General features: G+C 36.6%; 16 protein-coding genes. 2 read left to right on the forward strand and 14 right to left on the reverse strand.

The window, feature by feature from the left end; translation table 11 throughout:
- Positions 1-35: 35 nt before the first annotated feature.
- The 3 genes from HMPREF1252_RS08365 to HMPREF1252_RS08375 are packed head-to-tail and all read right to left on the reverse strand — an operon-like array spanning position 36 to position 1,850.
- A complete protein-coding gene (locus HMPREF1252_RS08365; protein WP_023060150.1) occupies positions 36-713 on the reverse strand; it encodes a hypothetical protein in 678 nt (225 codons plus the stop codon).
- Positions 706-1,542, reverse strand: coding sequence for a 4-(cytidine 5'-diphospho)-2-C-methyl-D-erythritol kinase (gene ispE / locus HMPREF1252_RS08370; protein WP_023060223.1), 837 nt, complete (start codon positions 1,540-1,542; stop codon positions 706-708). Before ispE ends, HMPREF1252_RS08365 begins: the two co-directional genes overlap by 8 nt.
- Before the next feature lie 44 nt (positions 1,543-1,586).
- A complete protein-coding gene (locus HMPREF1252_RS08375) occupies positions 1,587-1,850 on the reverse strand; it encodes a Veg family protein (RefSeq protein WP_023060198.1) in 264 nt (87 codons plus the stop codon).
- A 180-nt stretch (positions 1,851-2,030) separates the two neighbouring features.
- Between HMPREF1252_RS08375 and HMPREF1252_RS08380 the strand changes: the two genes are divergently transcribed.
- Positions 2,031-2,555 (forward strand): hypothetical protein, encoded by a 525-nt coding sequence (locus HMPREF1252_RS08380; protein ID WP_023060187.1) that lies wholly within the window; start codon positions 2,031-2,033, stop codon positions 2,553-2,555.
- A gap of 164 nt (positions 2,556-2,719) precedes the next feature.
- Here the strand turns inward: HMPREF1252_RS08380 and smpB are convergent, their stop codons facing one another.
- The 6 genes from smpB to HMPREF1252_RS08410 are packed head-to-tail and all read right to left on the reverse strand — an operon-like array spanning position 2,720 to position 9,122.
- The gene (gene smpB / locus HMPREF1252_RS08385) at positions 2,720-3,172 is read right to left on the reverse strand and encodes an SsrA-binding protein SmpB (protein WP_023060106.1); all 453 of its coding nucleotides are present in this window, start codon (positions 3,170-3,172) and stop codon (positions 2,720-2,722) included.
- Positions 3,144-5,261, reverse strand: coding sequence for a ribonuclease R (gene rnr / locus HMPREF1252_RS08390; protein WP_023060108.1), 2,118 nt, complete (start codon positions 5,259-5,261; stop codon positions 3,144-3,146). The genes smpB and rnr overlap by 29 nt, the downstream gene beginning before the upstream one ends.
- Positions 5,258-6,433 (reverse strand): D-alanine--D-alanine ligase family protein, encoded by a 1,176-nt coding sequence (locus HMPREF1252_RS08395; RefSeq protein WP_023060172.1) that lies wholly within the window; start codon positions 6,431-6,433, stop codon positions 5,258-5,260. Before HMPREF1252_RS08395 ends, rnr begins: the two co-directional genes overlap by 4 nt.
- A 1-nt stretch (position 6,434) precedes the next feature.
- A complete protein-coding gene (locus tag HMPREF1252_RS08400) occupies positions 6,435-7,967 on the reverse strand; it encodes a UDP-N-acetylmuramoyl-tripeptide--D-alanyl-D-alanine ligase (RefSeq protein WP_023060208.1) in 1,533 nt (510 codons plus the stop codon).
- Complete coding sequence (locus tag HMPREF1252_RS08405) at positions 7,960-8,730, reverse strand: alpha/beta fold hydrolase (RefSeq protein WP_023060125.1); 771 nt, start codon at positions 8,728-8,730, stop codon at positions 7,960-7,962. Before HMPREF1252_RS08405 ends, HMPREF1252_RS08400 begins: the two co-directional genes overlap by 8 nt.
- Positions 8,727-9,122 (reverse strand): hypothetical protein, encoded by a 396-nt coding sequence (locus HMPREF1252_RS08410; RefSeq protein WP_023060165.1) that lies wholly within the window; start codon positions 9,120-9,122, stop codon positions 8,727-8,729. The genes HMPREF1252_RS08405 and HMPREF1252_RS08410 overlap by 4 nt, the downstream gene beginning before the upstream one ends.
- 84 nt (positions 9,123-9,206) lie before the next feature.
- Here HMPREF1252_RS08410 and HMPREF1252_RS08415 point away from each other — a divergent pair, with 84 nt between their 5' ends.
- Positions 9,207-9,449: a glutaredoxin family protein gene (locus HMPREF1252_RS08415; RefSeq protein ID WP_023060104.1), complete on the forward strand. Its 243-nt coding sequence runs from the start codon at positions 9,207-9,209 to the stop codon at positions 9,447-9,449.
- Between the two features lie 965 nt (positions 9,450-10,414).
- Here the strand turns inward: HMPREF1252_RS08415 and HMPREF1252_RS08420 are convergent.
- The 5 genes from HMPREF1252_RS08420 to HMPREF1252_RS09380 all read right to left on the reverse strand — a co-directional run bounded on the left by HMPREF1252_RS08420 (position 10,415) and on the right by HMPREF1252_RS09380 (position 26,566).
- A complete protein-coding gene (locus HMPREF1252_RS08420; RefSeq protein WP_023060113.1) occupies positions 10,415-16,588 on the reverse strand; it encodes a S8 family serine peptidase in 6,174 nt (2,057 codons plus the stop codon).
- A 1,707-nt stretch (positions 16,589-18,295) separates the two neighbouring features.
- Entirely contained in the window at positions 18,296-18,886 is a 591-nt protein-coding gene (gene recR, locus HMPREF1252_RS08425; protein WP_023060216.1) for a recombination mediator RecR, read from the reverse strand.
- A 1-nt stretch (position 18,887) separates the two neighbouring features.
- Positions 18,888-19,220 carry a YbaB/EbfC family nucleoid-associated protein gene (locus HMPREF1252_RS08430; protein ID WP_008902583.1) on the reverse strand — a complete coding sequence of 111 codons (333 nt, stop codon included), beginning with the start codon at positions 19,218-19,220 and terminating at the stop codon, positions 18,888-18,890.
- A gap of 13 nt (positions 19,221-19,233) precedes the next feature.
- A complete protein-coding gene (dnaX, locus tag HMPREF1252_RS09375) occupies positions 19,234-21,003 on the reverse strand; it encodes a DNA polymerase III subunit gamma/tau (protein ID WP_023060209.1) in 1,770 nt (589 codons plus the stop codon).
- A 667-nt stretch (positions 21,004-21,670) separates the two neighbouring features.
- Positions 21,671-26,566 carry an S-layer homology domain-containing protein gene (locus tag HMPREF1252_RS09380; protein ID WP_023060126.1) on the reverse strand — a complete coding sequence of 1,632 codons (4,896 nt, stop codon included), beginning with the start codon at positions 26,564-26,566 and terminating at the stop codon, positions 21,671-21,673.
- Positions 26,567-26,572 lie beyond the last annotated feature (6 nt).

Genomic DNA, 26,572 nt, shown 5'->3' on the forward strand with positions numbered 1-26,572 from the left:
TAATTCCATTTAAAAAATCCCATCTCTCGATAGGATTAATCCCTTTCTCTGTATAGACTCGGGTAGATTTTTTTGCCTGTGAACTCTTCAAATACTTCAGCAAATTTAAGCCTGTTTTCTGTTACGCAACAGCTTACTTTGCCTCCAAATTTGATTATCCACTCATTTTCTTTTATCACTTCTACTAATTTTTCATAAAAATAATCATTTAAGTAGTATATTTCTCTATCGCCTTTTAACTCTTCAAAATATTTTCTAAATAAGCATAAGGTGGTGTTATTTAAGAATACTTTTTCTTTAGATTCTTTTAAATACTCTTTAACTAGTTCTTTTAAAATATATTCGTTTCTATTCATCCCTTGATTTACAAGAAATTGAGAATCTATATAATCTGTAAATCCATAATAATTTTTAGAATCCCCAAATACAGTCATATTTTTAAATCCATCCAGATCTAAATTTATTACTCTATTTTCAGATTTTGGATAGACTACAATCCTTCCAAGGTTTGGATATGCAATTATCTTCGGATCCATCTTTGTTAGTTCTTCTTGTCTTACTTCTATGATTTCATCTGAATTTTTCCTCATAGCCAATGGATATGCCAAATCGTCGCAAAAATATATGAATTTTTCTTTTTTAAACTCCTCCCCTAGTCTATTGATTGTTTCTATAGAGCCATAGGAGTCGTCGTAAATTATTATTTCATTCATAATTACCACCTAGGTAGACATTTTTATATCTATCTTTAAAATATTTGTACGCATCCATAAGTAGATCTCTGTCACAGAATATCCCAAATATAGTCGGTCCAGACCCACTCATGGCGGATGCTCCACCAAACTTAACCATTCTATCCTTAATTATATCAAGTTCTTTATGCTTTTTAAATACATAGTCTTCCATGTTATTTTTAAGGTAATGACTTAGTTCCGATATATTTTTATTTTGTAGAGCTTCTAATATCTTGTCAAAGTCAACCCTACTCTCACTCAAATTTAAATTCTCGTAAACTTCCTTGGTGGAGACTTCATATCCTGGATTTATAAGAAGCACGTAAGGGTCGCTATAATTTACATGAGTTAAGATTTCTCCTATGCCTTCTGCTAAACATTTCCCGCCAGTCAAACAGTATGGAAAATCTGCTCCAATTTTCTTTGAAAAAGAGATCAGCTCGTCAAGTTTCATATTGTATCCGTAGGCTTTATTTAAATATTTTATGGTCTCCGCTCCGTTAAATGTGCCTCCAGCTATGCCTGCTCCCATTGGCAAAAGTTTGTTAAGTCTAACTTTTAAATTTAAATCTTCTCCAACATAGTCGCAAAATCCTCTGTAAGCTTTGTATATTAAATTGTCCTCTTTTTTTATATTTAGATCTGATATAATTTCAAATCCTTGTGCATCGGTAGAAAATTCCATCTCGTCAAACAGATTCAGTTCGTGCATGATGGTCTTTATATTGTGGTAGCCATCATCTCTCTTTGAAATTACATCTAGACCTATATTAATCTTTGATTTTGATTTTACTTTTGTGATTTCCATTATTAATTCCAAATTTTCAATAAAAAAAAGAAGGCTAAGCCTTCTTATATAATCTGAACATCTTCAAATTCTATTTCATCTTCAATAACAGTTACTGCTACTGTGGATGTTAGAACGTCTGAATAAGTATATGAAGAAGTGGTCATTTCATCTCCATTTTCAACTTCGACTACAAATAAGCTGGGATAAACAGCCTTTATTTCTCCAAAGCGAGTTACAAATCTCTTCCTGCCCTTATTGGCTCTTAGAATAACTCTTTTACCTATATACTGCTCCAACTCTCTTTTGATCATTTCCATCTGATTCATTGGCGTCCCCCTTAATTTTTCGAAGTTATAGTATCATTTCATTAAGTATTATACTATATTTATAGTTATTTGTCAATTTTCCCATTTTCCCAAGGTTTAATCACCTTTTAAATAAAATATTTTTATGAATTTCTGGTTGTGGTATAATATTTTTTAGAAATAATTTTATTGGAGGTAGGAATGTTAAATAAAATTACATTAAACACAGAAGTCATAGAAATGATGCTTTTCTATTGGGAATCTGTGGTAGCTAGAGATAAAGTTGCAGAAGTCTACATGATTGAACTTGCAAATCGTCCAGAGATGAAACCTCTTTACGGCGATGATTTCGAAGTAGATTCTGTAAGAAGAGTGCTCTCTGCAATCGTAAATAGAGAAATCTTAAACGGTGCAACTAAGAAAGAACTTAGATTCTGGAACTACAATATGTGGATGACAGAAGATCTAGAATTCATGAGAAGCATGGTTAACCCTGTAAAGACTATGAATCTTGAAAATATTAGAAAAAAATATGAAAATACCTATAAGTATGACAACATCGAAGTGAGATTTGTCCCAGGACATTTCGATATCTACTACATCGAAGACAATGTACTAACTATCAACTTCTTCTGTCTTGCTACAGATTTTGCAGGTGGATTTAATATCGACGGAGTTCCTTATATGGAATTTATCGAACAAAAAATCGGTGAAATGATTAAATAATAAAAATGGTAAAAATTTAGAGGCGAAAGCCTCTTTTTTAATTTTTAAATTTTACATAGTTTTTTTAACTTCTAAAACAAAATTTTATTTCTACTAATTATTTAAATTATTTTTTTACAAATATAAAAAAAGGCATTTTACAATGCCTTTGCCATTTAAATTATTTAATTATAATCTTTTAGAGCCTTTCTGATTCTCATATCAGAGTCTCTCTTTGCCATTGCATCCCTCTTGTCATAGAGTTTCTTACCTCTTGCAAGGGCGATCTCAAGTTTTACTCTTCCCCTCACCAGGTACGCCTTTAGTGGCACAATGGTAAATCCTTTTTGATCTACATCTCTTGCAAGTTTTCTAATCTCTGCCTTGTTAAGTAGGAGTTTTCTTCTTCGAAGTGGATCCACATTGAATATATTTCCCATTTCATATGGACTTATATGCATACCTTCAACGAATACTTCTCCGTCTTTGATTTCAACATAGGCATCTTTTAAATTGCACTTGCCTCTTCGTATGGATTTAACTTCAGTGCCCACTAGGACTATGCCCGCTTCGTAAGATTTCTCTATGAAAAAGTCATGCCTTGCCTTTCTATTGGTCGCAAGTACCTTCTCTTCCATCTATACTCTCCAATTCAAAATCAATCTCTCCAGTAGTTATATTTGAATTAACTACCACTACATTCACCATATCGCCCATGCGATATACTTCTTCCCTATCATTTGCTACGGCGGTGTAGTTATTTTCGTCCATTTCGTAGAATCCATCCATAGTCTTGTATGGAACTAGTCCTTCTACCAAGTTTTCCAGTTGCACAAACATTCCAAACGAAGTAATGGATACGATTATTCCGCTATACTTTTCGCCAATCCTGTCCTTCATATATTCAGCCATCTTTACAGATTCAACTTTTCTTTCGCAGGCTTGGGCAACTCTTTCCATCTTGGAAGTCTGTTCCGCAACTATGTGGGATAGTTCTTCGTAGTATTCAATCTTCTTTCTGCTTAGTAATCCCGTTAGATTTGCCTTTATAATTCTATGGATAAATAGGTCCGCATACCTTCTAATTGGCGATGTGAAATGGGAATAATACTTAGACGCTAGACCAAAGTGGATATCATTTACTTCTGAGTATCTTGCCTTTTGCAGAGATCTTAGAAGCAGTGTGGATACGAATAATTCTTCCGATGTTCCCTTCACCTTGTCGATGATATTTCTAAATTCAACAGGGCGTAGCTCTCTAAAATTATTGATGCTAAGTCCAAGATGTCTAATTGCTGAATTTAATCTCTCCACATCTTCTTCGTCCGGTTCTTCGTGAATTCTATATAGAAACGGAAGTTCCAACCAATAGTATTCTTCTGCTACGATTTCGTTGGCGCAAATCATAAATTCCTCTATGATTTTATTTCCAATTCTTCTGTCCTTAACCAAAATATCTATTGGCACTCCATTTTCATCGGTTATAATTTCTGGTTCTTTGAAATCAAAATCGATAGACCCTCTGTCATACCTCTTCTTCATGAGAATTTCTGCAAGTTCTTTTGCCATATCTAATGAATCGTAGAGACCTTCGAGACTCGGATGTTTCTTGCCTTCTTCCAAATAGTCGGACACATTGTCATATACGAGCCTTCTCTTGGATTTTATAAATGACTCTTCGATTTTATGTTCCACGACTTTGCCCTTCTTATCTATTTCCATAAATACTGAAAGGGTAAGTCTAACTACTCCTTCATTTAAAGAACAGATTCCGTTGGATAGTTCCTTTGGAAGCATCGGATATACCTTATCTTGAAGATAGTAGGAGTTTCCTCTTTTAAATGCTTCTTTATCCAAGTAGGAATCCTCTTTTACATATTGACTCACATCTGCAATATGCACTCCCAATCTGTAATTATCTCCCACTTTTTCCAAAGAAATTGCATCGTCAAAATCCTTCGAATCCGCTCCATCGATGGTGTAGATAACCATGTCCGTCAAATCATGTCTGCCTTCCATTTGCTTTTCAGTCGGTGCCTCTGGCATGTACTTCGCTTCATTTGAAACTTTTTTTGGAAATGAAGTAGGAATATCGAAACTCTTGGCGATGGATTCTATATCCACGTATGGATCTTCTGGAAACCCTAGGATTTCTACTATCTCTCCCTCAGGCTTCTTATCCTTTTCTGCCCATTTTTTAATCTTTGCAACTACCTTCTGTCCATCTTCTGCACCGTTTATATCTTCTCCTCTGATAAATATATCGGTGCCCACCTTTTTATCGTCAGGAACGACGAATCCAAAATCTCTTGAACTTTGGAATGTGCCGACGAACTTAGTAGCATTTCTCTTTATAATTCTAAGGATTTTTCCTTCACGCTTTTCTCCAGAACTAACCTTGTCTATCTTTACAAGGACAGTATCCTTGTTGACGGTAGAACCCATGAATTCCGATGGAATAAACACATCTTCCCCATCGTCCATAAGTAGAAATCCAAATCCCTTTTCATTCTTTGCAATCTCTCCCACTGCGTAGGAAATATTGTCTATGGCGTGGATCCTTTCCTTGCGGTCCACATAGATTTTCCCGTCCCTGTTCATATTTTCCAAAGTCTTTATAAATGGACCTCTGCTGTACTTGTCCACTTCAAATGCCTTGAGGATGGTCTTTATAGTTACAACTTTGTTCGAATTTATATATTCTAAAATCGCATCTTCAATCATCATAGTTTAGCTCCATAACTGGTGCTATTAAATAGATCTGTATCGTAGGAATATATATTTTTTTCGAATTCTTTGCTTCTTCTAAATGCTAGATCAATCTGTCTATCTATAAGTTCTTTAAATGAAATTCCCATCGGTTCAAATAGGTAAAAAGCAATTGATCCTGGTAGGGTGTTGATTTCATTTACATATACTTTTTCATTTTCATCTACTAGGAAGTCGATTCTCGCAACTCCCATCGCATCTATACTTCTAAATGCAAGCTTAGCAAGACGCTTAACTTCTTCTGTCATCTCATCAGGAATATTTGCAGGTAGATTCTTCTTTTGATTCTTCATGCCGACGCTCTTTGAACCTTTTCCACCGCTTTTGTACTTGTCATCATAAGTTAGGAAATCTTCCCAGGTGATTGGTTCTTCTGTAAGAGAAGCTTGTAGATCATCTTCATATCCCAATACTGCACAGTTTATTTCTCTAGGTTTTTCTACAGATTTTTCAACGATGATCTTCCTGTCGTAGTGCATTGCAACTTCAACAGCATCTTTTAGTTCAGCTTCATTCTTTGCCTTTGAAATCCCAACGGATGAACCGAGGTTTGCAGGTTTAACAAATACCGGATAGCCAATCTTTTCAGCTTCCCCCTTAACATCGTCAAATTTATAGAAATCTCTGTAGAAATAGAAGTAATCAGTCATAGGAATATTTTGTGATTTAAACACATCCTTCATGATTACCTTGTCCATTCCCACTGCTGCTGCATTAACTGCGCAACCTGTGTATGGAATACCAATGAATTGCAAGATTCCTTGCACTGCACCGTCTTCTCCAAAAGTCCCATGAAGTGCTACGAACACTGCGTCAATCTTTGCAAAGACAACTGTGCCAGAAGTCTTCTTGGAGAAGAGACCTCCACCTTGTTCTTCCTCTGTATATAGGTTAAAATCTCCCCTTACAGGTTTGAAAAATACTTTCTTCGCACCTTCAAGTTTATTTCTCTTTATATTTCCAAAATCTTTTATTGCATCTCCAGATAAGAACTTACCTTCCTTTGTAACTAGTACAGGGATTGGATTGTACTTAGTCTTATCCATATTTTCTACAACTTGCATCCCAGTTATGACAGACACTTCGTGTTCAACTGAGACTCCTCCAAATAATACTGCTATATTCTTCATATTACTCCTCATAACTATCAGGTAGATCATTTTCAAAGAGCACCACATCCCTAGGAGCTGTAATCTTGCCTAGTTCAGACGTTGCGTCGTTTAAACTTCTCACAGAGATAATCCTACCTTCATCAAATTTACTGTCCAACAGTCCGCGTCTAATCGGTTCTGTCCTCTTTATACCTACTAAAATTGCATAGTCACATACTTTTGCAATTTCCTTACCAACTTTATAATTTTCTTCCTCTTCCATTTCTCCAAGCTCAACCATGCCAGGAGTTACGATGATCTTCTTGCCATCTTTGAACTGTGATAGAACCTTAAGAGCCGCTCTAAATCCAACTGGGTTGGAGTTAAAAGCATCATCTATAACGATGACTCCACCTTGACCTTCGATTAGATTAAGTCTGTGTTCCACGCTTTCAATCTTTTCGATTCTATCCTTTACTTCTTCAAGGCTCATTCCAAGTTCCATACCGATTGCAACAGAAGCTAGCAGATTTTGCACAGAATGTTCTCCGAGAAGTTTAGTAGTACACTCTATAGATCCCTTTTCTTTGGAAACCAGTGTAAATGTGCTTCCCCTTTCGGAAACTTCTATGTCTTTTGCATAGTAGTCAAGCTTCATAAAGTCCTTGGTACCGTACCTTATAGTCTTCTTCGTCGTCTTGTCCGCAAGTTCTCTCACGTACTTATTGTCGTAGTTAAAGATTGCAGTTCCATTTTCATCCAGGTCTTCAATAAGCTCGTACTTGGTCTTCATTATATTTTCAATGGTTTTATACATTTGCATATGGGTTGGACCGATTGCAGTGATAACCCCGATATCTGGTTGCACAAGACTTGCAACTTCGTGAATCTCACCAGGTTTGTATGCACCTAGCTCCGCCAAGAAAATCTCCCTAGAACTATCAAGCTCGTTATTTATAACCTTTGAAAGTCCCATAGGTGTGTTGTAGGAAGATGGAGTATTTTGCACTCTGAACTTCTCATCAAGCATGGTGCTTGTGAAGAATTTTACAGAAGTCTTCCCAAAAGATCCAGTGATTCCTATGACCTTTAGCCCAGATTCAGCTTTAAGTCTTCTGATTTTTTCTTGGGCGCTGGTATAAAATCCCATGTTGATTTTCTTTTCCTTTGGAAGATTTATAGCATTTGCAACTATCATCATCTGTGGTTGCATAAATAGTGCTATAAGTAAAAATATAATCCCTGCATAGATTGAGATTCTGTAATTTGTAAAGCACAAAATCGCAAGTATCACAACTGTTACGAGACCTCTGTAAATATTCAAATAGGTTGCAAGAAGCCTCTTTGCCCTGTCAGTCATAACAAGCGGCGTCTTGGAATCCGTCTTTTCGTTCACAGGACTGTATGCCTTAGAAAAATTATTCTTAATCCAATCTCTATACTTATTGTTGTTGTATTCATTTAGCTGAATTATATTCAAATGGTACTTCGCCTTTGCGGTGATAAGCACCCTCCAAGCTATATAAGCCACAAGGTACACAACAAATTCTATAATTAATTTTGTCTTATCCATCAATATCTCCTAAATACGAATTTATAACGGCACAGAAAGTACCGTAATCATCCAAATAACTGTAGTGGCCCCCGTTTAGCACTACCAAGCCTGAATTTTTAATCTTGCTTTCAAAAATCTTACCCATGTACACTGGAGTGGCGTCGTCTCTTTCACCCCAGATGAGTAGAGTATCTGAATTTATCTTAGAAAACTCTTCCTCCGTAGATTCGTTGACCACCTTTACAAATGTCGATCTCATGATACCAGAAGTATCCCTGTAATCGTCTGAACCGAATCTCTTGTAGAATTTTTCGAGGGAATCCTTTTTCCAAAAAAATAATAATTTGTACATATTTTTAAGAAATTTAAAAGAATAAACCTTAAAATAGTAGCTCATCTTTCTCTTTGGAAGTACCCCGGAAGCATCCACAAGGACAAGTTTCTCAACCATATCCTCATGCTTTGGAGCAAAACAAGTTAATGTCTTGCCGCCGAAGGAATGTCCGATAAATATCGCTCTATCAATCTCAAATTCCTTTAAGACCTTCAACAAAAAATCCGAGTAGTCATATGTGGACCACACACCCGTCGGCTCATCGCTATCTCCAAAACCTGGAGCATCATATGCAAGAAATGGACGTCCAGGAATTGAATTTACAATGGGCATAATAGACTCAATATTTGCACCCCATCCGTGAAGAATCACAACAGGTATGCCATCGCCCTCTCTACGTATGTAGGCGGTCTTAATGCCATCTATAATCTTAAAATCTTTTTTCATTTCAGATCCTTTTCATCGATATAGATATAATTTTCTCTGTCTTCTTTAGTAGGCTCGGAGAAATTTCCACTGTACGCATCGTCAAATCTCTGACTGTCTACATTTTCAATCTTTAGAGAAAGTTCCAAGGCATGAAGGCGTGCAGTAGCCTCGTCAATCTTTTCGATATAGTCACCATAGAGGATATCTACATCTTCCTTCTTCGCATCATAAGCCCTCTTGCCAAGATCCTTGTAAAGATTGTCAAGTGCCCTAGATTGTTTCAAAATTTCCAATCTAATAGATGCAGTTTCTTTTATATCCAAAGACTTGAGTTTAATCACTCTCTTCGCCTCAGTTAGTTGTCTATTTAAATTTTCAAAATTAATTTTTAAATCATCTAATAAACTCATTAAACACCTCTAGACTATTATATCAAACTTATTAATATTTTTAAATTTATCTTGCAATGGGTATAAATAAATCGAGGTGAGAGCATGAATAAATTTACACTATATGTAGGTACAATATGTCCTTACTGCAAACGAGTAGAAAGATTTATCGAAGACAATGGCATAAAAGGTGTAGAAATTAAAAACATCGATACCGACCCAGAAGCAAGAGACCATCTTATCCAATTCGGTGGCAAAAGACAAGTACCTTGCCTAATGTACGATGACAAATATCTCTATGAATCATTAGATATTATAAACTATCTAAAAGAACATGGAGAAAGATAAGTATTGTAAAATAAAAAGAATGATAAAATAGCCTTGTAAGCAAGGCTATTTTTATTTTTTGGTTAAATTCGATACTATATTCTCTTAAATTAGCCGTAAGGCGTACGACAACATAAATTTCAATTCACACCCGTAGCGGAACCTTCCAGGTTCCACAGCCGGTCAGTCGAGTTCTACAAATCAGCCTTCATTTTATTCAGCTTCTTTGGAACTCTTTGCACAAGACCTGCAACGAAATCGGAGATTTCGGCTAGGGCTTCGACGCGTGAAGTCTTTAAACCTTGCAAATAATTAATACTTATCGAGCGATAACCATGCCACTTAGTCATCCTTACTTGACCCCACCAGGGTTATACCCATTCGACTCACTTCGTTCGCTCAGGGTGACTGTCTTCCTTCGGTTTATTCTTGAAATAATGTCTGTAGGTGATCGTCACCCTGAAATAGCGATAACCCTGCCAATTTGTCATCCTGAGCGAAAAAGGCGATAGCCTTTGGAGTCGAAGGATCTGACCTATATTTAACCTATATAATCCAAAAAAATATAATAATATGCCTACCCAACTGTCGTCACCCTGAGCGAGGAAATTTATTTCCGAGTCGAACGGGTATAACCTCCGAAGGTCAAGTCTATGCAAGTGATTCATCCAAACATAACCCCATCAAGTTTAGATCCTTCGACTCCGACGGTACCCGTCTCCGCTCAGGATGACCATGTGTGAGGTCTAGTAGCGGAAGCAATCTGTTTCCATTAAACTTATTACTACATTCTCTTAACTCAGCCGTAAGGCGTACAACAACATAAATTTCAATTTATCCCCGTAGCGGAAATCTAGATTCCACAGCCGAAGGCTAAAACGATCATTTCTAAATACGGTGACTGTCTTCCCTAATACTCCTTAAAAAAATTATTCACCTCATCCAAAACACAAAAAGACGACATCTCTGCCGTCTCTTTATTTTTCTTATTTAGTGGCAAATTGGATTAGTTTGTAAAGTGTTTCTGCTAGTTCTCCTCTACTATACTCTCCATATGGTTTGTAGTTTTCATCGTCTTTTCCACCGATTAAACCAACTTTTTTCATTAATTCAACCGCTTCTTTTGACCATTCTGGTATTTCTTTTTCATCACTATATTTAAATTCTTCTAATGATGGCATTTCGATTCCATGGTCTTTTAAGAATTTCATTATGATTACTGCAAACTCTTGTCTTGATACGTTTTTGTTTGGTCTGAAGTCTCCTTCTTCGTATCCTGCAACTATTCCATTTTCCTTTGCCCAAAGCACTGCTTCATAGAACCAGTCTGGTGATTTCACATCTGTAAATGCTTTTTCAACTTTTGTGAAGTTCTTATCTGCTGAAATTCTATAAAGGGTCGCTACTACCATTGCTCTTGTCATGGATGATTTTGGACTGAACTTATCTTCGCTTGTTCCAACCATGATTCCTCTTGTTGCCAAGTATTCAACTGCTGATTTTAATTCTTCTGGCACGTCTGTGAATTTAGGATTTAGGTATGGTTCTGCTATTTCTAATCCGTACTTAGCTCCTGGTGCGACTTTTTTAGTTTCTTTCTTAGTTGGTGCTTTGTCGGTGCTGATGAAGTTATTTATTAGTGGATATTGTGGATATATCCAATCCCCACCTGCTGGTGGAACTGGTCCAGGTACGATTGGTTTTTCTGGTTCAGCTGGTTTAACACCGTTTAGAGCTTCTCTCGCATCTGAAAGTCTCTTAGTTGCATCATTTACGATTGCTTGTGTTGCATCATCGCTATCTAACACAGCCTTAGCTGCTTTAAGTGCTTGATCGTAAGCTTTTTGTAGTTCTTCTTTTGCGTACTTATAAGCGTCAGATGCTACTACATCTTCTGCTTTATTTATTTCTGCTTCAAGAGTTCTCTTATCTATCTTACGATCTGGTACTTTTGCAAATTCAACAGGTTCAAATACTACTGTTAGCTTAGCAGTACCGCTACTAACATTTATTTTTTCTGGTGGCGTTACAGCTTTATATCCTGCAGGTGCTTCTACTGTAAGTTTATATTCACCAGCTTCTAGTCCTTTGAAGATTCCAGTTACGCTTGTGAATTCGTCTCCAGCTGAATTTGTCAATGTGTACTTGACCATCTTGCCTTCTGGTAGTCCTGTAGATTTGATTTCCACACTGTTTAAGATCTTCTCTCTCTTAGCTAAAGAAAGCTCGAATTCTATAAACCCACCATTAAGGGTTAAATCAACCTTGGTTCTATTGTCTGTAAATCTCGGAGATATATCTCTAAAGTCTTCTCCGCTGAAATAGAATGCTTCTAAGTCATATCCTTCTGGTAGAACTACTTCTACATTGTATCCACCTTGTTCAATCAATTTTTGAACTGGAGATTTTAATTCTTCTGCAGTTAGGGTTATGGTTTGAGTTTCCTTGCCTTCTACTATTGGTTTTAGAACAAATTTTATTTCTCCATCTTTTGGAAGTTCATCTCCATATACTCCTATCGCTAGGGATGCCTTCTTTGGATGAGGAAGTTTATTTAGATCACTATATCTAAAGTGCACTTCTTCATTTTCGTTGTCTTTATAGATGCTAACTTTAGAGCTCTTAGTTTCTGGAGTTACTCCGTCCTTTGCATAGGTTACTACTTCATAGTCATCTTCTTTTAATCCCGTCCAAGTTAGTTCTCCAGTTGGTTCTACTAATCTTCCTTTTGAGTCGTATACTTCTACTGGGTTTGTAGGTTTATCATCTGTTCCTACGATTTCTTGAGTTACTTTTATAGTTCCATATACGTATGGATCTTTTACTAATATCTCTGAACCTTTGAAGTTAGCTTGTTCATTTGACTTTTCCCATGGTACAGATTTTGTATCTATACTGTCATTTAGAATTAGATATTTTTCAAAATCTCTATTCTTAACTTCAACTATATATTCTCCTGCTGGAGCTGGTATCTTAAAGTCAATTTCTTTTAATTTAGAGTTTTCATCTATATCGTAGAAAGTTCTATACGCTGTATTGATTTTATCGATTATATTTACTTTCATATCCTTAAGCTCTTGACCTGTAGCTTTATGAATGATTGTAAAGTATTTGTCGATATTCTTAATTACGATATCTTCACCACCGTCATAAGTTACAACTTCTATGTCTGCTGGATCTATGAATTTTTCGATAGCTTCTTTATCTGCTGAAACTATATAGATTGGAATAGTAAGTGATCCAACAAAAGCAACTTGAAGCGTAATATAGTGACTTCCTTGTGGTTCAATTTCTACCACTGTAGGTCCTATTACTTGTACTGGGTCTGCTCCTTCTCCAATAGCCTTGATATTGTATACTCCCGCTGGAAGATTAGCTCCATATGAGAATAGTCCCCATCCAACTTGTTTTTCAAGGGCGTATTCTTTGCCATCTTTATCTACTGCTACAAGTCTTATATTTCCGTCGTAATCTGCAGGGAAATTAAGAGTTACTTGTAACTTTCCATATTCTTTTGTTTCTTCGATCTTCTTGAATTTAACTTTTACTGTTGCTTCCTTTGCATCCGCTGTAATTTCAAATTTTTCTGGTTCAATAGTTACTTCATATCCAGCTGGATAATTCTTCATAACTGCCTTGTACTTACCTACTGGTAGGTTATTTGCATCAAGTGCCTTTCCAGTTACTTTGCCTTCTTTATCCAATGCGTAGATTTCTACTTCATTTGTAGGTATATCAGTTGGATTTTCTGCATTTGCTTTAACTATGTTTACTTTGCCTACATTTTTAACGTCTACGAAGTTTACATCAGTCGTATTACCTGCCCAGTCAAATGCTCTTATATATGCCCCGTCAAGATTAATTTGTCCGTCAAAGTCTACACTATACTCTCCATTTTTATTGGCTTCAAGTAGATCAACATATGTTACTTCCTTGCCGTCTTTATCTTGACCCTTACTAATTAAAATTACAGTTTGTAGTCCTGAACCAGCATCTGTTGCCTTAACTGAGACCTTGGTCTTTCCATTTGCATAAGTTGATGCTAAGTCTGTAACCACTGGTTTGGTGTTGTCAACCTTGATATCTCTTACGATACTTTGTGGTTTAGCCTTTTCGTTGTCGTTGATTCTTGCAGAAACTTTAAATTTATAGTTTCCTTCTGCAACTTTTACTCCAGCTTCATTGGTGCCATCCCAAGTCCATCGTCCTTCCATTCTAGATTTTGCATATTTTTCAGGACTCATGTTTACAGTACCAGCAGTCTTTCTACCGTCTGATCTGTATACATTTGAAATAGTCTTTATAACATTATCATTTCCATCTAAAATTTCAATTTTGAAATCAGAGTAGTTTCTTAGGAATACTCCCTTGAAAGTCACGGAGTCTTGGATACTATCTCCATTTGGACTGAATGCAAAATTACCTGTAAATTCACGAGTTTCAATATTTCTACCGATGGTATCTATTTGAAGAGCTCTAGAAATCTTGTTCCCTACGTTGGATACAAGCATAGTTGCATTGATTTCATCACCGATGAAGTTATCTAGTTTTTCTTTATCTAAAACTTTTTTATCATTGTCAAGTTTTGTAAATTCTTGTTCCACCCAGAAAGGTCTCTTTTCATCAAGCTTAAATGTATCTATATAGTCTTCAAAAATAGCTACATCTTCTTCCCAGTTACCTTTAAATGCAAGTACTGGCACTGAAAGCACAGGATAATCTCCATTTTTAGGAGTAAATATAACAAATGCATCTACAAAGTATCCCTTAGGGAATTTTGTAGGCAGATCACCATTGCTAAAATCTATCGTTTTTGCAAAATTAACTGTTCTATTTGCAGATACAGTTACACTATCTAGACTTCCTTTTGCAATCTCATGTGGCTTGTAAGTCTTGGTATCTTGTGAAAGTTTACCATCTTCTTTTAATAAATCTGTTTGAACCACATAGGTTACGTCATAAGATACATTGCTACCAGTGTAATTTTTAAGATTTAAATTAATTGGAAGTTTAGTTTCTTTTATTTGTTTTAATTCAACCTTAGGTTCATTGTATGAACTGCTATCAGATTTAGCATCTACAACTGTAACTACATTTGGATTGGTAGCACGATCTAGATCCATAAGTCCAGAACCTTGTAATCTAACAGAGAATAATTTGCCATCAGCTCCAGGAACTTCAATCAAAGTTGCAGTGTTCATAAGAATTGCCTTTATAAGAGCACTTTTTTCTTCCTTTGTAAATTTAATCTCTGGATGCTCTTTAAGCATAGCATTAACAGCAAGTATTCCACCAGCTACATGAGGAGTCGCCATTGAGGTACCACTCATGTATGTGTAATTTTTTCCTTCATATTTTGAAGTATTATCTATAGATCTAATATCTCCACCAGGAGCTGTGATTTCAGGTTTTAAACCTAAGTTTGGAGTAGGTCCCCAGGATGAGAAGTCAGAAATCTTGCCAGCGTGAGGAGCATTGTAATATTTTTTACCAATACTCTTAATAGCAACTTTTTTTCCATTATTAATACTTTCTTTTACTTCTTTATATTCACTTAGGTGAATTAGAACAGAAGGAATAGTAGGAGTATATTCTCCAAGTGACATGGTAAATGGTCTGCCAGCATCTTTGTCGGAGTTGTTACCCATTATAACTGCAATAGCTCCTTTATCTGCAGCATTTTTAATCTTAGATGCAAAATCTGCTCCACCTCTTTGAATAAGAGCAATCTTGCCATTTAAATCTTTATCTTTAAAATCATCTATATTTTTCTTAGGGTCTATAATTCCTAGACCGCAGTCCACAACGTCGAATTCTTTTCCAAATTCAAAATCAGATCTATTGTAAGGTTCTGAAGGATAAGCATCAAATTCCTTATCCCCTAAAACAACTTTATATGGATCTTGAATAATATTTGAGTTGTTAAAAGAAGCAACAGTAAATACATTCTTAGATGCTCCCGGTGAACCTAGCGTTGCATAGTCAAGCATATCTACTCCAGTTTCGCCAATTCCAGACATAGCAAAACCGTCATTTCCACCAGCAAATACAACGATAGAACCAGCAGCATTTGCATTGTCTACTGCATCATCCATAACAGCATCTCCCTTAGCAGGACCAGAATAAGATCCAAGGGACATGTTTATAGAATCAGCTCCAAGTAGAACTGCGTCGTCAATTGCACTTACATAAACGTCAGTACCAGTAAGCCCTTCCCCAGCTCCAAACACTCTCATCGCTAAGATTTGGGCATTAGGTACGATACCTACCACACCTTGTTCATCTACAGGACCATCTTTTTTAAGTCCATTACCAGCGATAGTACCAGCAATATGTTGACCATGATTAGCATCTTTAGTAGCCATATCGAAGTTTTTATCCGCATAGTTGTAGATATAAGGAACCTTAAGATTACCGAATTTACCCATCAAACGATTGTTACGAATGGCATCATTCATATCTTTTTCAGAATATTTAACCCATTTTTCTGCGCCGTCATCAAGTCTCAAATCCGGATGAAGTAAATCAATACCAGTATCAAGAATAGCAACTACTCTACCCTTACCATCATAGCCTTTTTTATTAGCAAGTTGAGCGTGAACAATATCACGGCTATGCTTCATAGATGGAGTGATCTTATAATCAAGAGAAAGAGAAACTCTCTCAACGTTTGGAAGAGAAGCCACTCTTTTAGCTTCAGCATATGTCATTCTAAGAGAAAATCCGTTAATGACAGCCTTGTAACGCCTAATATCATCTCTATCATTATGAGTGCTTATAGTTTTTCTACCAGCATTACTAGCTGAGAAAAAAGTTGACATACGTGCTCTCGGTTGAAAATCGCCACCTTGAGTACCAAGAATAGCATCCAAAACCCTGTCTTGAGATGCAAGTCTAGCATCAATAGCACGGTTTAGAGAATTCCTAGAAGTAGAATTTTGGGCTCTTCTACTCTGTCTTCTACTGTTTTGAAAAGCAGCAGGATCTTTAACTTGAACGATAAAAGTATGTACACCATTATCACCCTTTAATGCGTCCTCCGCTTGAGCCTTTAACTCTGCAAGGGCAGTTTGACTACTATTAGCTGCAAAACCAGCTAGTGGAATAGAAGTCACCACCATTACTAAAGCTAAAAATAAAGCTAACAATCGTTTCTTCATAAATACCTCCTTGTTGTGCAAACGATACTAAAATTATAGCATATGTGTTTTGCACTGTAAAGCAATTAAATAGAATTTGTGTAATAAATGTTAAAGAAATGTGAAATCTATAAAATTAAAATTTATTTTATATGTAGATATAACACTGTTCTTTACAAGGTTTTATCATCTTTAATATAATGAGGTAATTTGTTGCTATAGTTTTCACATAGATAACACACAATAGTAACAATAAAAATAATGTATAGTAAACAAGAGTATGATAAGAGAAAAATTTATAAAAATAAAGGTAAAAATTTGAAAAATATATTAAAAAATACTATTTTACAGAACTTAAAAAAAATAAAATTATAAAAATATTCTTAAATTTAAGCAGATATTTGGATAACATAATAACGAATATGAAAAATAAATTTTTCTTTTAATTGGAATTAAATAATAATAAACCTATATTTCCTGCCAAATTGATACTGCATTATCTCAACATCCTTCAGGCATGCGACAACCTCACAAAGTTTAGATCCTTCGACTCCGACGGTACCCGTCTCCGCTCAGGATGACCAGGTGGTGGGTATTTTTTTAATAAGTATCTAGGTGGTCGTCACCCTGAGCGAGGAAATTTATTTCCGAGTCGAACGGGTATAACCTCCGAAGGTCAAGTCTATGCAAGTGATTCATCCAAACATAACCCCATCAAGTTTAGATCCTTCGACTCCGACGGTACCCGTCTCCGCTCAGGATGACCATGTGTGAGGTCTAGTAGCGGAAGCAACCTGCTTCCATTAAACTCGATACTACATTCTCCCAACTCAGCCGTAAGGCGTACAACAACATAAATTTCAATTCATCCCCGTAGCGGAACCTTCTAGGTTCCACAGCCGAAGGCTACAAAGTCCTACCAATTGCAGTCACCCTACAAGAGAGACAACCATCCCAACTTGTCATCCTGAGCGGAAAAGGCGTCAGCCTTTGAAGTCGAAGGATCTGACCCATATTTAACCCGTATATTCCAAAAAATATAATAAAATACCTACCCAACTACAGTCACCCTGAGAGGCAGTCGAGTTCTACAAATCAGCCTTCATTTTATTCGGCTTCTTTGGAACTCTTTGCACGAGACCTGCTGCGAAATCTAAGATTTCGGCTAGGGCTTCGAACGGGTATAACCTCCGAAGGTCAAGTCCTTGCAACTGCATCGTAACGGAAGCAATCTGCTTCCATTAAACTTAATACTATATTCTCTCAACTCAGGCGTAGCCGTAAGACAACATGCATTCATATTCATACCCGTAGCGGAAATCCAGGTTCCACAGCCGAAGGCGTGAAATCTTTAAAACTTGCAAATAATTAATACCTATCGAGCAGGAACCATGCCACTTAGTCATCCTTATTTGACCCCACCAGGGTTATACCCGTTCGACTCACTTCGTTCGCTCAGGGTGACTGCCTTCCTTCGGTTTATTCTTGAAATAATGTCTGTAGGTGGTCGTCACCCTGAGGGAGGAAATTTATTTTCGAGTCGAACGGGTATAACCTCCACAGGTCAAGTCTTAGCAAGTGATTCATCCAAACATAACCCCACCAGGATGTAGGGTGACTGTCTTCCTCCGATTATCTTTATAAAAATTTCTTCCCAATAAAAAAAGACGGTCCTAAACCGTCTTCATCCTTTAAATCATATAAATTTTCTATCATATAATCCCAAACCTAGTAACTTACCCTATTTCTAAGGGCTGTTTCGATAGTCAGTTCGTCGTAATATTCCAAGTTACCTCCCACTGGAATTCCGTGGGCGATTCTCGTCATAAGCACTCCAGTATCCCTAAGCGCTTCTTGAATATACATGGCAGTGGTATCCCCATCGGTGGTTGGATTTGTGGCGATGATCACCTCTTTGATACCGCCGTCCTTGACTCTTTTCACCAATGAATCAAATCTAAGATCACTAGGGAATATTCCCCTCGTCGGTTGCACAGTTCCGTGAAGCACATGGTAAAGTCCATGATAACTGTTGGTCTTCTCCATAGAAGCCACATCCCTCGGTCTTTCCACCACGCAAATGGTGGTCCTGTCCCTACTTTCATCGGTGCATATGTCGCAAGGGTCATCATCGGTGAAGTTGTGGCAGATGGAACATTCTTCGATGTTTTCCGCCGCATCCACTATCGCCTTTGCCAGACCTCGCGCTTCCTCTTTATCCTGTTCAAGAATATAATAAAGGATTCTCTCTGCAGATTTGTCCCCCACTCCAGGTAATTTCGTCAGTTCGTAAATTAAATTTTCTAATGGCCTACTCATCTTATAGTCCAGGGATATTTAGTCCGCCTGTAAGCTTGCCCATTCTCTTGTTTGCGATATTGTCCGCTTCGTCCATGGCACTGTTAACCGCTGTTAGTACAAGGTCTTCAAGCATGCCCACGTCTTCTGGATCCACAACCGCTTCATCGATTTTTATCCTAATTAGTTCCTTTTTACCATTGACAGTCGCTTCCACAGCGCCACCGCCAGAACTAGCAGTCACTTCTTGGTTCTTTAGTTCCTCTTCAAGGTTTTCCATTTGTTTTTGAAGCTTTTGCATCTGCTTCATCATGTTGTTCATATTTCCCCCGCCTGGGAATCCTCCAAATTTCATAATATCTTCCTTTCTATTTTATTGAATCTTTTCCAAATAAATTTTCAATCCTATCCTTAATAGAATCGACGTTACTATTAGATTTTACCACAAATTTCACTGAAATATTATCATTTGTCAGTTCTTTTAACACCGACTCAATCTTTTCTATGGACTCGTGATTGTTAAGAGTAGTGTAGAAACTTCTGCCCTGCTCCTCAAATGCGATGGTAGCCACATTATTTTCAAAGGAATCGAGCCTGCCCATGACAAGCATACCAGAGATGATCCTCTCAGAACGCTCCTTCAAGATTGAAATTGCACGATTAAATATGCCTTGCAGTTCATTGTCAGAATAATCTATATCCGCCTTGGTTTCCATTGTTTCCTCGGTTTCAACCGCATTTATATCTGTTTCAGCCGCATCCTCTTGGCTTTTCTCGATTGCACTCATGTCAGAATGATCATCCACAGGAACTTCTGGAATATCTTTTGGAATATCATTTTCGATTTCTTTTTCAACATTTTCTTTGGTTTCATTTGAAACTTTATTGTCAATGATTTCAGAAACTACTTCCTTAGCAAGAGGTTTTTCAACTGCAACCGGATTTTCCTTCTTCGCAAAATTAAACTCAAACTTTTCCCTCTTAGGAGCCTTGAGCCCAGACAAATCTCCAGAACTTAGCATCCTTTCCAGATTTTCCACACGATTTAAAATATCGTCCTGCTTTGATGCCACAATCTCAAGAAGCGCCGCCTCAAGCATGGTCCTCTTGTTGGTAATATACCTGGACCTCGCCTTGGTCTCGCTTAAAATCTTGATAATATTTAAAATCTCAGAATTGGAAAAAGCATTGGCAATAGCGACATACCTGTCCATATCTCTAACACGAATGATCTTTCTAGGGTCGCTTAAATTCTTTGCAATCAAAATATTTCTAAAAAATGACACAATACCGTCGATTAAAACCATCATATCCTTGCCATCATCAGCAAGGTTTGCTACGGACATAATGATACTTGACGCATCAGAATTTAAAATCGAAGTGGCAAGCTCAAAAAGAGTATCCTCCGTGGTAACACCCAACACCTCGATAATCTTGTCGTAGCTGATATTATTATCGTTAATAGCCACAACCCTGTCGAGAAGAGACACAGCGTCCCTCATGGAGCCGTCTGCCATCTGTGCGATTAAATCAATTCCAGCCTCGTCGATGGTCTTGCCTTCCTTTGCCAAAATCTCAGAAATATTTTTAGAAATCGTGTCAATGGAAATTCTCTTAAAAGTGTACCTCTGAGTCCTCGAAAGAATCGTCTGAGGCACCCTCTCAATCTCCGTCGTCGCCAAAATAAATATGAGATGCTTCGGAGGCTCTTCCAAAATCTTAAGAAGTGCATTGAAAGCGCCCTTAGAAAGCATGTGAACCTCGTCTATGATGTAGACCTTGTACTTCGAAGTGCTCGGCGGATAAAACGCCTTTTCACGCAAATCCCTGATGTCGTCCACACCATTGTTAGAAGCCGCGTCCATCTCAACCACATCGAGATTCGTGCCCCGTAGGATTGATTTACAAGTCTCGCACTCGTTGCAAGGATTGCCATCGATAGGATGCTCGCAGTTAACCGCCCTCGCCAAAATCTTTGCCGTCGAAGTCTTGCCCGTTCCTCTAGTGCCCGAAAAAATGTATGCATGAGAAACCGTGGAATTCTTCACTTGATATTTAATTGAATTTATAACCTGGTCTTGACCGACAACCTCGTCAAAAGTCCTCGACCTGTATTTTCTATATAAAGCTTGATACATAATTCACCTAAATCTATTATAACATAGGACCAAGACGGAAAAATAAAAAATAATGTTTTGTAATTTAAGATTAATCATTACCAACTACAGTCACCCTGAGCGAGGAAATTTATTTCCGAGTCGAACGGGTATAACCTCCACAGCCCTAGTCTCTGCAACTGCACCGTAGCGGAAGCAATCTGCTTCCATCAAACTTTTTACTAAACTCTCTAAACTCAGGCGAAGCCGTACGACAACATAAATTCCTATTCACACCCGTAGCGGAACCTTCTAGGTTCCACAGCCGAGAGGCTACAAAGTCCTACCAATTGCAGTCACCCTACAAGAGAGACAACCATTCCAACTTGTCATCCTGAGCGGAAAAGGCGATAGCCTTTGAAGTCGAAGGATCTGACCTATATTTAACCCATATAATCCAAAAAATATTAAAATTATCCTTCAACTATTATCTTCCAAACATAACCTCACATTATGTCATACATCCAATATACTCTTTCTCAATAGAGCCTCTCGGCTATGGAAGCAAAATGCTTCCGCTACAAAACATATAATCATCCAAACACACCCCACCAAAAAACAAAAACCGGAGGCAATCCTCCGGTCTTTGTAATTCATATATCATAACTAAATATTTACATATTTAATTACTAAATACAAAACTATTTAATTATTTTACGATCTTGTCCCATCTTTCAGCTCTCTTGTCTATTCTTTCATAGTCATGAGTGTGAACTGCTTCCATGATTTCGTAGTAAGCCCAGTGTTTATCAGTCAAGTCGTTGAACTTCTTGATTTCAAAACCATGTTCTCTTACGAATTCACCGTCAGCTGCTCTATCGAACATTCTGTTTACGATAGATACTGCTTCTGCTCTAGTGATAGGAGCATCTGGTTTGAATGTTCCATCAGTGTATCCTGAGATCCAACCTTCAGCCTTAACCTTAGCGATTGCATCCTTAGCCCAATGATTCATTGGAACATCTGAGAATGTTTCATCTGCAGCTTTTGGATTCTTAATATATTTAGAAGCAATTACTGCAAATTCTGCTCTAGTTATGCTCTTGTTAGGTTTGAATGTTCCATCAGGATATCCCTTGATGATGTCCTTGTTAGAAAGCTTCATAACGCTGTCGCAGAACCAATCGTATGCTCGAACATCAGAGAACTTAGGTGAATAATTTGCAGGAGCACTATTTTCAGTTAATCTTGCAAATATAGCAGATACTTCAGCTCTAGTGATCTTGCCATCAGGTCTTACAGTTCCATCTGGGTATCCAGCGATATATTCTTCGTGTCTTTCTAGATGTTTAGGTTCTGGTTTAACTTCAGTTTTAGTTGAACCGAACCAAATTGGCCACCATGGATTGTATTCAGGAGTTGGCATTGGTTGTGGTTGTGGTTCTGGTTTAGGTTCTTCACCAACCTTAGTATTATCTGAGTTTGGTTTCTTACCTAATTCTTTTTGAGTTACCACAATTTCTTCGCCAGTCTTTAATTTTTTATCTTCTGGAACTTTTACTGTCCAATCGCCATTTTGCTCAACTGTTGTCTTAATAGGATCTTTAACTCCAGGTATTGTAACTTCAATTTCTGATCCTGGAACACCCTTACCAGTGATATTTTTATCTTCTGGTTTTACAGGATTTATTATAGGTTTTTTAGAAGTAGATTGTTCTCTTGTCCAAGTACCTACAAAAGTTTTGTCTTCGTCCTTAGCTTCTTCTGGTTCCCATTTTACGAAAGTATAATCGTAGAAATTGTTATCCGCTTCTTTAACTTCTTTAATAGGAGCTAAGTTTTCTGGTTTATAAGTTTTACCTTTTGCTACCTCTTTATCAATTAATTTTGCAAGTTTATCTTTTAAAACTTGTGGTAATTCAGATATTTCTGCATTTTTATTATCCTTATCAAGTAGCTTGAATGTATGCTTCATGATAAATGATTCTGTTGCTGTAGCAGTAAACTTATTATTTGTCTTAGTTGCAACGTGGTTTGTTGGAGTCCATACTATATTTTTGAATTTAGCAGGATTCATAGATTCAGGATTGATACTATCAAATATTGTTTGGTTTGTTACAAATTTATATTCGTCCAAGTTTGTACCTGGTTTTACCTTGTAAGTTTCATATAATTTTGGACCTTCAACATCCTCATTACCTTTTTTAGCTTTAACTCCATTTCCTAGTAGGAATTGAACTGTTATCGCATCTGCTGGTGCATTATTGTTATCTTTACCAGTAACATGATCAGATACATATAGGTTTTGATTTTCAACTAATAGTTCACTACCATCACTGAATGTTACCTTGATATTTCCAATGAATGGATTAGTACTAGCTGTGTCTGACTTTCTTCCATTTTGGTCTTCAAACTTAGCCTTACCTTCATTAGTCTTCTTTCCATCATTGTCATAAGTTGAGAATTCGTCTTTGATTTGTTCTTTTTGAGCTACTGTTAATCCATTTTCATCTTTCTTAACACCCTTTTCCCAATCGATTGGGTCTTTTTTCCAAACTTTGATATCTTGTGGAGAAAGTTTATCTTTTAGTATTGAAGAAACAGCTTCTTTACCTTCGATTGTGTAAGTTAATTCAACTGCATTTCCTTCACAGTCAGGTTCTTGTACTGTTAATTTAAGAGTAATTTTTTTACCGATAAAGTCAGCAAGTGTATTGATGTTACTACCTTGTCCATTTATTTCAATACCTATGTCAAAGCCAACTGCTTGAGCAAGGTTATTTACTAAATCTTGTTCAGTTCCGCTTGCTTTTTCAATTGCTTTTAAGTCTTTAGCTGGTTGAGTTCCAACTTGATACTTGATTAAGTTGTGATTCTTTAGTAAATCCTTAATTCCAGCTACAAGACCTGTACCCTTTAATTCGCTAAATGGTTTTGTCTTGTCCATTATAGCAACTGTTACTGTCTTGTTCTCTTTATCGTACTTGCCTAGGTAAACACCATCTTTCTTCTTGATGTTTTCAAACATAGGATCGATAGCTTTTTCAAATTCTGCTTTTACAACATCTTTATCTTTACATACAGCTATTTCTGCACTTGCTACATAAGCACCATCTTTGCTCCAATTTTGAGTTAATTCGCTTGGATTCCAAGTTATTGTGTTTTTGTAGTTTGCTTGTTTTACAATTTCAGCATTTTTTCCAGTTGTTGTAGGGAAGTCATCTGCTGCTAAACCAGTACCAGGTTTTACATAGTAAGTCTTGATAACAACAGGGTTAGCTGCGTTACCAACTTTACCGCCTTGTTTAGCTTCCTTAACACCTTCACCAAGTTTAATTTCTACCTTAACCTTGTCGTCTGGTAGCTTTTCTGGATCAATGTATTTAGGATCATCTTGTGGTTTTACTTCAACCTTTTTATCAGCTACATATAGTGTTTGATCATTAACTACTAGAGTTGAACCATCATTAAATGTAACTAATAAGTTACCCTTCTTACCATCTGGCAAGTTTTGAGCATCTGAATTTCTTAAAGTTCCCTTTTGAGCAACTGTTCCGTTTTCACCAAGATCTTCTACTTTTGCGTTTGCTTTATCTAATTCAGCTTTTAGAGCTTTGTTTTCGTCGCTGTCTTCAGCAACACCCTTAACTTTAACGCCCTTCTTCCAATCGATGTCATCTTCAACCCAAACTTTAATATCTTTAGGGTCTAGTTTTCCTGCAAACTTTTCAGCTATAGTTTGAGCAACTTTAGCTGTCAAAGTAATTTCTGTTTTAACAACATTGCCTTCATTATCGGTCGCTTGGCTAATTACTTGGTTTGTACTTGTGATAGTTTCTGGGTCATATGTCCACATATCATTAGCGTTTACCTTGTAAAGATTGTCATCTTTTGAAAGAACATTTACATTTGCAACGTCTGCAATTGTTTTTCCTTCTAATGGATTTACATAGTAAACAAGTGGTGATGTTGCATCAGCATTATCAAGTTGTAGCTTAGCTTTTTCGGCATCAGCTGCAGCAACTTGGAAAGTTACTTTAGCGTAATGTTCTTTAACCTCTGGAGTTACATCTGGATTGTCTTGACCATTCTTCTTTTCTGGAATAATGTCAGGAAGTTTTTCATACTTAACTTCAACAGTTTGAATATGTTCTGTTTCATAAGTCTTATTTTTTACAGCATCTGCTATTGTGTCTGCAGTTCTCTTGTAGCCAATAAATTTAGGCTCTTTAATCTTAGATGCTTCTACTGGTTTACCTTTGTTACCTTCGGCATGATCAGGATACTTTTCATCTTTAATTTTGTACTTGTCTAAAATAGCAGTACCTTCTGCATCTACATATTGAACTGCAACTCTACCTTGTGCTTCTGGCGCGTAAACTGCATAGAAAGTTACATTTTTCTTAACTTCATATCCATTTGGATCTACAAGTTTATCTTGATTTTGATTGTTACTATAATCCAAGGATTTATTTTCTACATCATCGACCCAACCAACAAATTTTTGATCTTTGTTGTCTTTTTTTGGAATGTTTGAGATTTGATCTTTAGTAGGAACTGTAACAGCTGCTAAATCTCCAAAAGATTCTCCAATTTTCATAGAGTGTCCAATTGCTTGTTCAGTCTTAACTGCTTGGTCAAATGTAGCTCCATTTGGATCAAATTTAACTTTTAGTTCTTCTCTCATTGTAGCAATGAAAGGATTTTTAAAGTCTCCTGTTATATTGTAGTGATATTTAGTATCTCCATCTTCGATAGTACCCTTAGTTTTACGAGATCCATCTTGAACAATTTCTAGATACCAAGTTACTGCACCTTTCATATCACTAATAAGAAAATAATCCTTCGGCAATGTTCCTTTATTTTTATCTTTAACTTCTACTAGTTTACCATTTATATAAAGATGTCCACCTACTGCAGAAATAGATTTATATTCATTTTCAGGATAATCTTCTGTATTTAATGTAACAAAATTATCTCTATCATTTATATCATTAAATCTAGCAGTAACTTCTGGTCTATTACTTTTATTTGTAAACCATACTGCTTTATATAGTGGATTTGCTCTTTGAGCGACTACTATTGTAACATTTTCTGCATCAAAAGAACCTTGTTGTCCATATTCTATCCTTATATCATATTGAAACGAAGGTGAAACTATTAATTGCCATTTATCCGGGTCTTTATGATCTGGGTTGGTTTCATCATAATTTTCTGTTTCAACAAATGTAAAAACACCCTCTCCTGTAATCTTTGCATGACCAATTTTGAGATCATTTTCTCTCAAAGCTACATAAACATCAATGTCCCAGTCATTATCTAGAGTCATATCAACTAATGCTGCCTCTACTTTTACTTTAATCCAATCTTCTAATGGATCCCCAGCTGCTCTAAGTCTATATTTAGGTGTTATAAGTTTTTCAGGATGTTTTAATCCTAAATCAGAAACATTGTAGACCTTATATGTTCTACCGTCTATGTCTTTTGTTGTGTACTTTACCTCTTTATTTACAGTCAATGTATTAGAATTTGCAGAAGCTGGATTAATTACAACTCCAATCATCATTACTAAAGCAAGTAAAAAAGATATTATTCTTTTATTCATTATCTA

Source organism: Peptoniphilus sp. BV3AC2 (assembly GCF_000478945.1).
In the GTDB taxonomy this organism is placed as follows: Bacteria; Bacillota; Clostridia; order Tissierellales; family Peptoniphilaceae; genus Peptoniphilus_B; species Peptoniphilus_B duerdenii.

Coding starts and splice junctions, on each gene's coding strand:
- HMPREF1252_RS08365 (WP_023060150.1), bottom strand. CDS start 713: ATGAATGAAATAATAATTTACGACGACTCCTATGGCTCTATAGAAACA.
- ispE (WP_023060223.1), bottom strand. CDS start 1,542: ATGGAAATCACAAAAGTAAAATCAAAATCAAAGATTAATATAGGTCTA.
- HMPREF1252_RS08375 (WP_023060198.1), bottom strand. CDS start 1,850: ATGAATCAGATGGAAATGATCAAAAGAGAGTTGGAGCAGTATATAGGT.
- HMPREF1252_RS08380 (WP_023060187.1), top strand. CDS start 2,031: ATGTTAAATAAAATTACATTAAACACAGAAGTCATAGAAATGATGCTT.
- smpB (WP_023060106.1), bottom strand. CDS start 3,172: ATGGAAGAGAAGGTACTTGCGACCAATAGAAAGGCAAGGCATGACTTT.
- rnr (WP_023060108.1), bottom strand. CDS start 5,261: ATGATGATTGAAGATGCGATTTTAGAATATATAAATTCGAACAAAGTT.
- HMPREF1252_RS08395 (WP_023060172.1), bottom strand. CDS start 6,433: ATGAAGAATATAGCAGTATTATTTGGAGGAGTCTCAGTTGAACACGAA.
- HMPREF1252_RS08400 (WP_023060208.1), bottom strand. CDS start 7,967: ATGGATAAGACAAAATTAATTATAGAATTTGTTGTGTACCTTGTGGCT.
- HMPREF1252_RS08405 (WP_023060125.1), bottom strand. CDS start 8,730: ATGAAAAAAGATTTTAAGATTATAGATGGCATTAAGACCGCCTACATA.
- HMPREF1252_RS08410 (WP_023060165.1), bottom strand. CDS start 9,122: ATGAGTTTATTAGATGATTTAAAAATTAATTTTGAAAATTTAAATAGA.
- HMPREF1252_RS08415 (WP_023060104.1), top strand. CDS start 9,207: ATGAATAAATTTACACTATATGTAGGTACAATATGTCCTTACTGCAAA.
- HMPREF1252_RS08420 (WP_023060113.1), bottom strand. CDS start 16,588: ATGAAGAAACGATTGTTAGCTTTATTTTTAGCTTTAGTAATGGTGGTG.
- recR (WP_023060216.1), bottom strand. CDS start 18,886: ATGAGTAGGCCATTAGAAAATTTAATTTACGAACTGACGAAATTACCT.
- HMPREF1252_RS08430 (WP_008902583.1), bottom strand. CDS start 19,220: ATGAAATTTGGAGGATTCCCAGGCGGGGGAAATATGAACAACATGATG.
- dnaX (WP_023060209.1), bottom strand. CDS start 21,003: ATGTATCAAGCTTTATATAGAAAATACAGGTCGAGGACTTTTGACGAG.
- HMPREF1252_RS09380 (WP_023060126.1), bottom strand. CDS start 26,566: ATGAATAAAAGAATAATATCTTTTTTACTTGCTTTAGTAATGATGATT.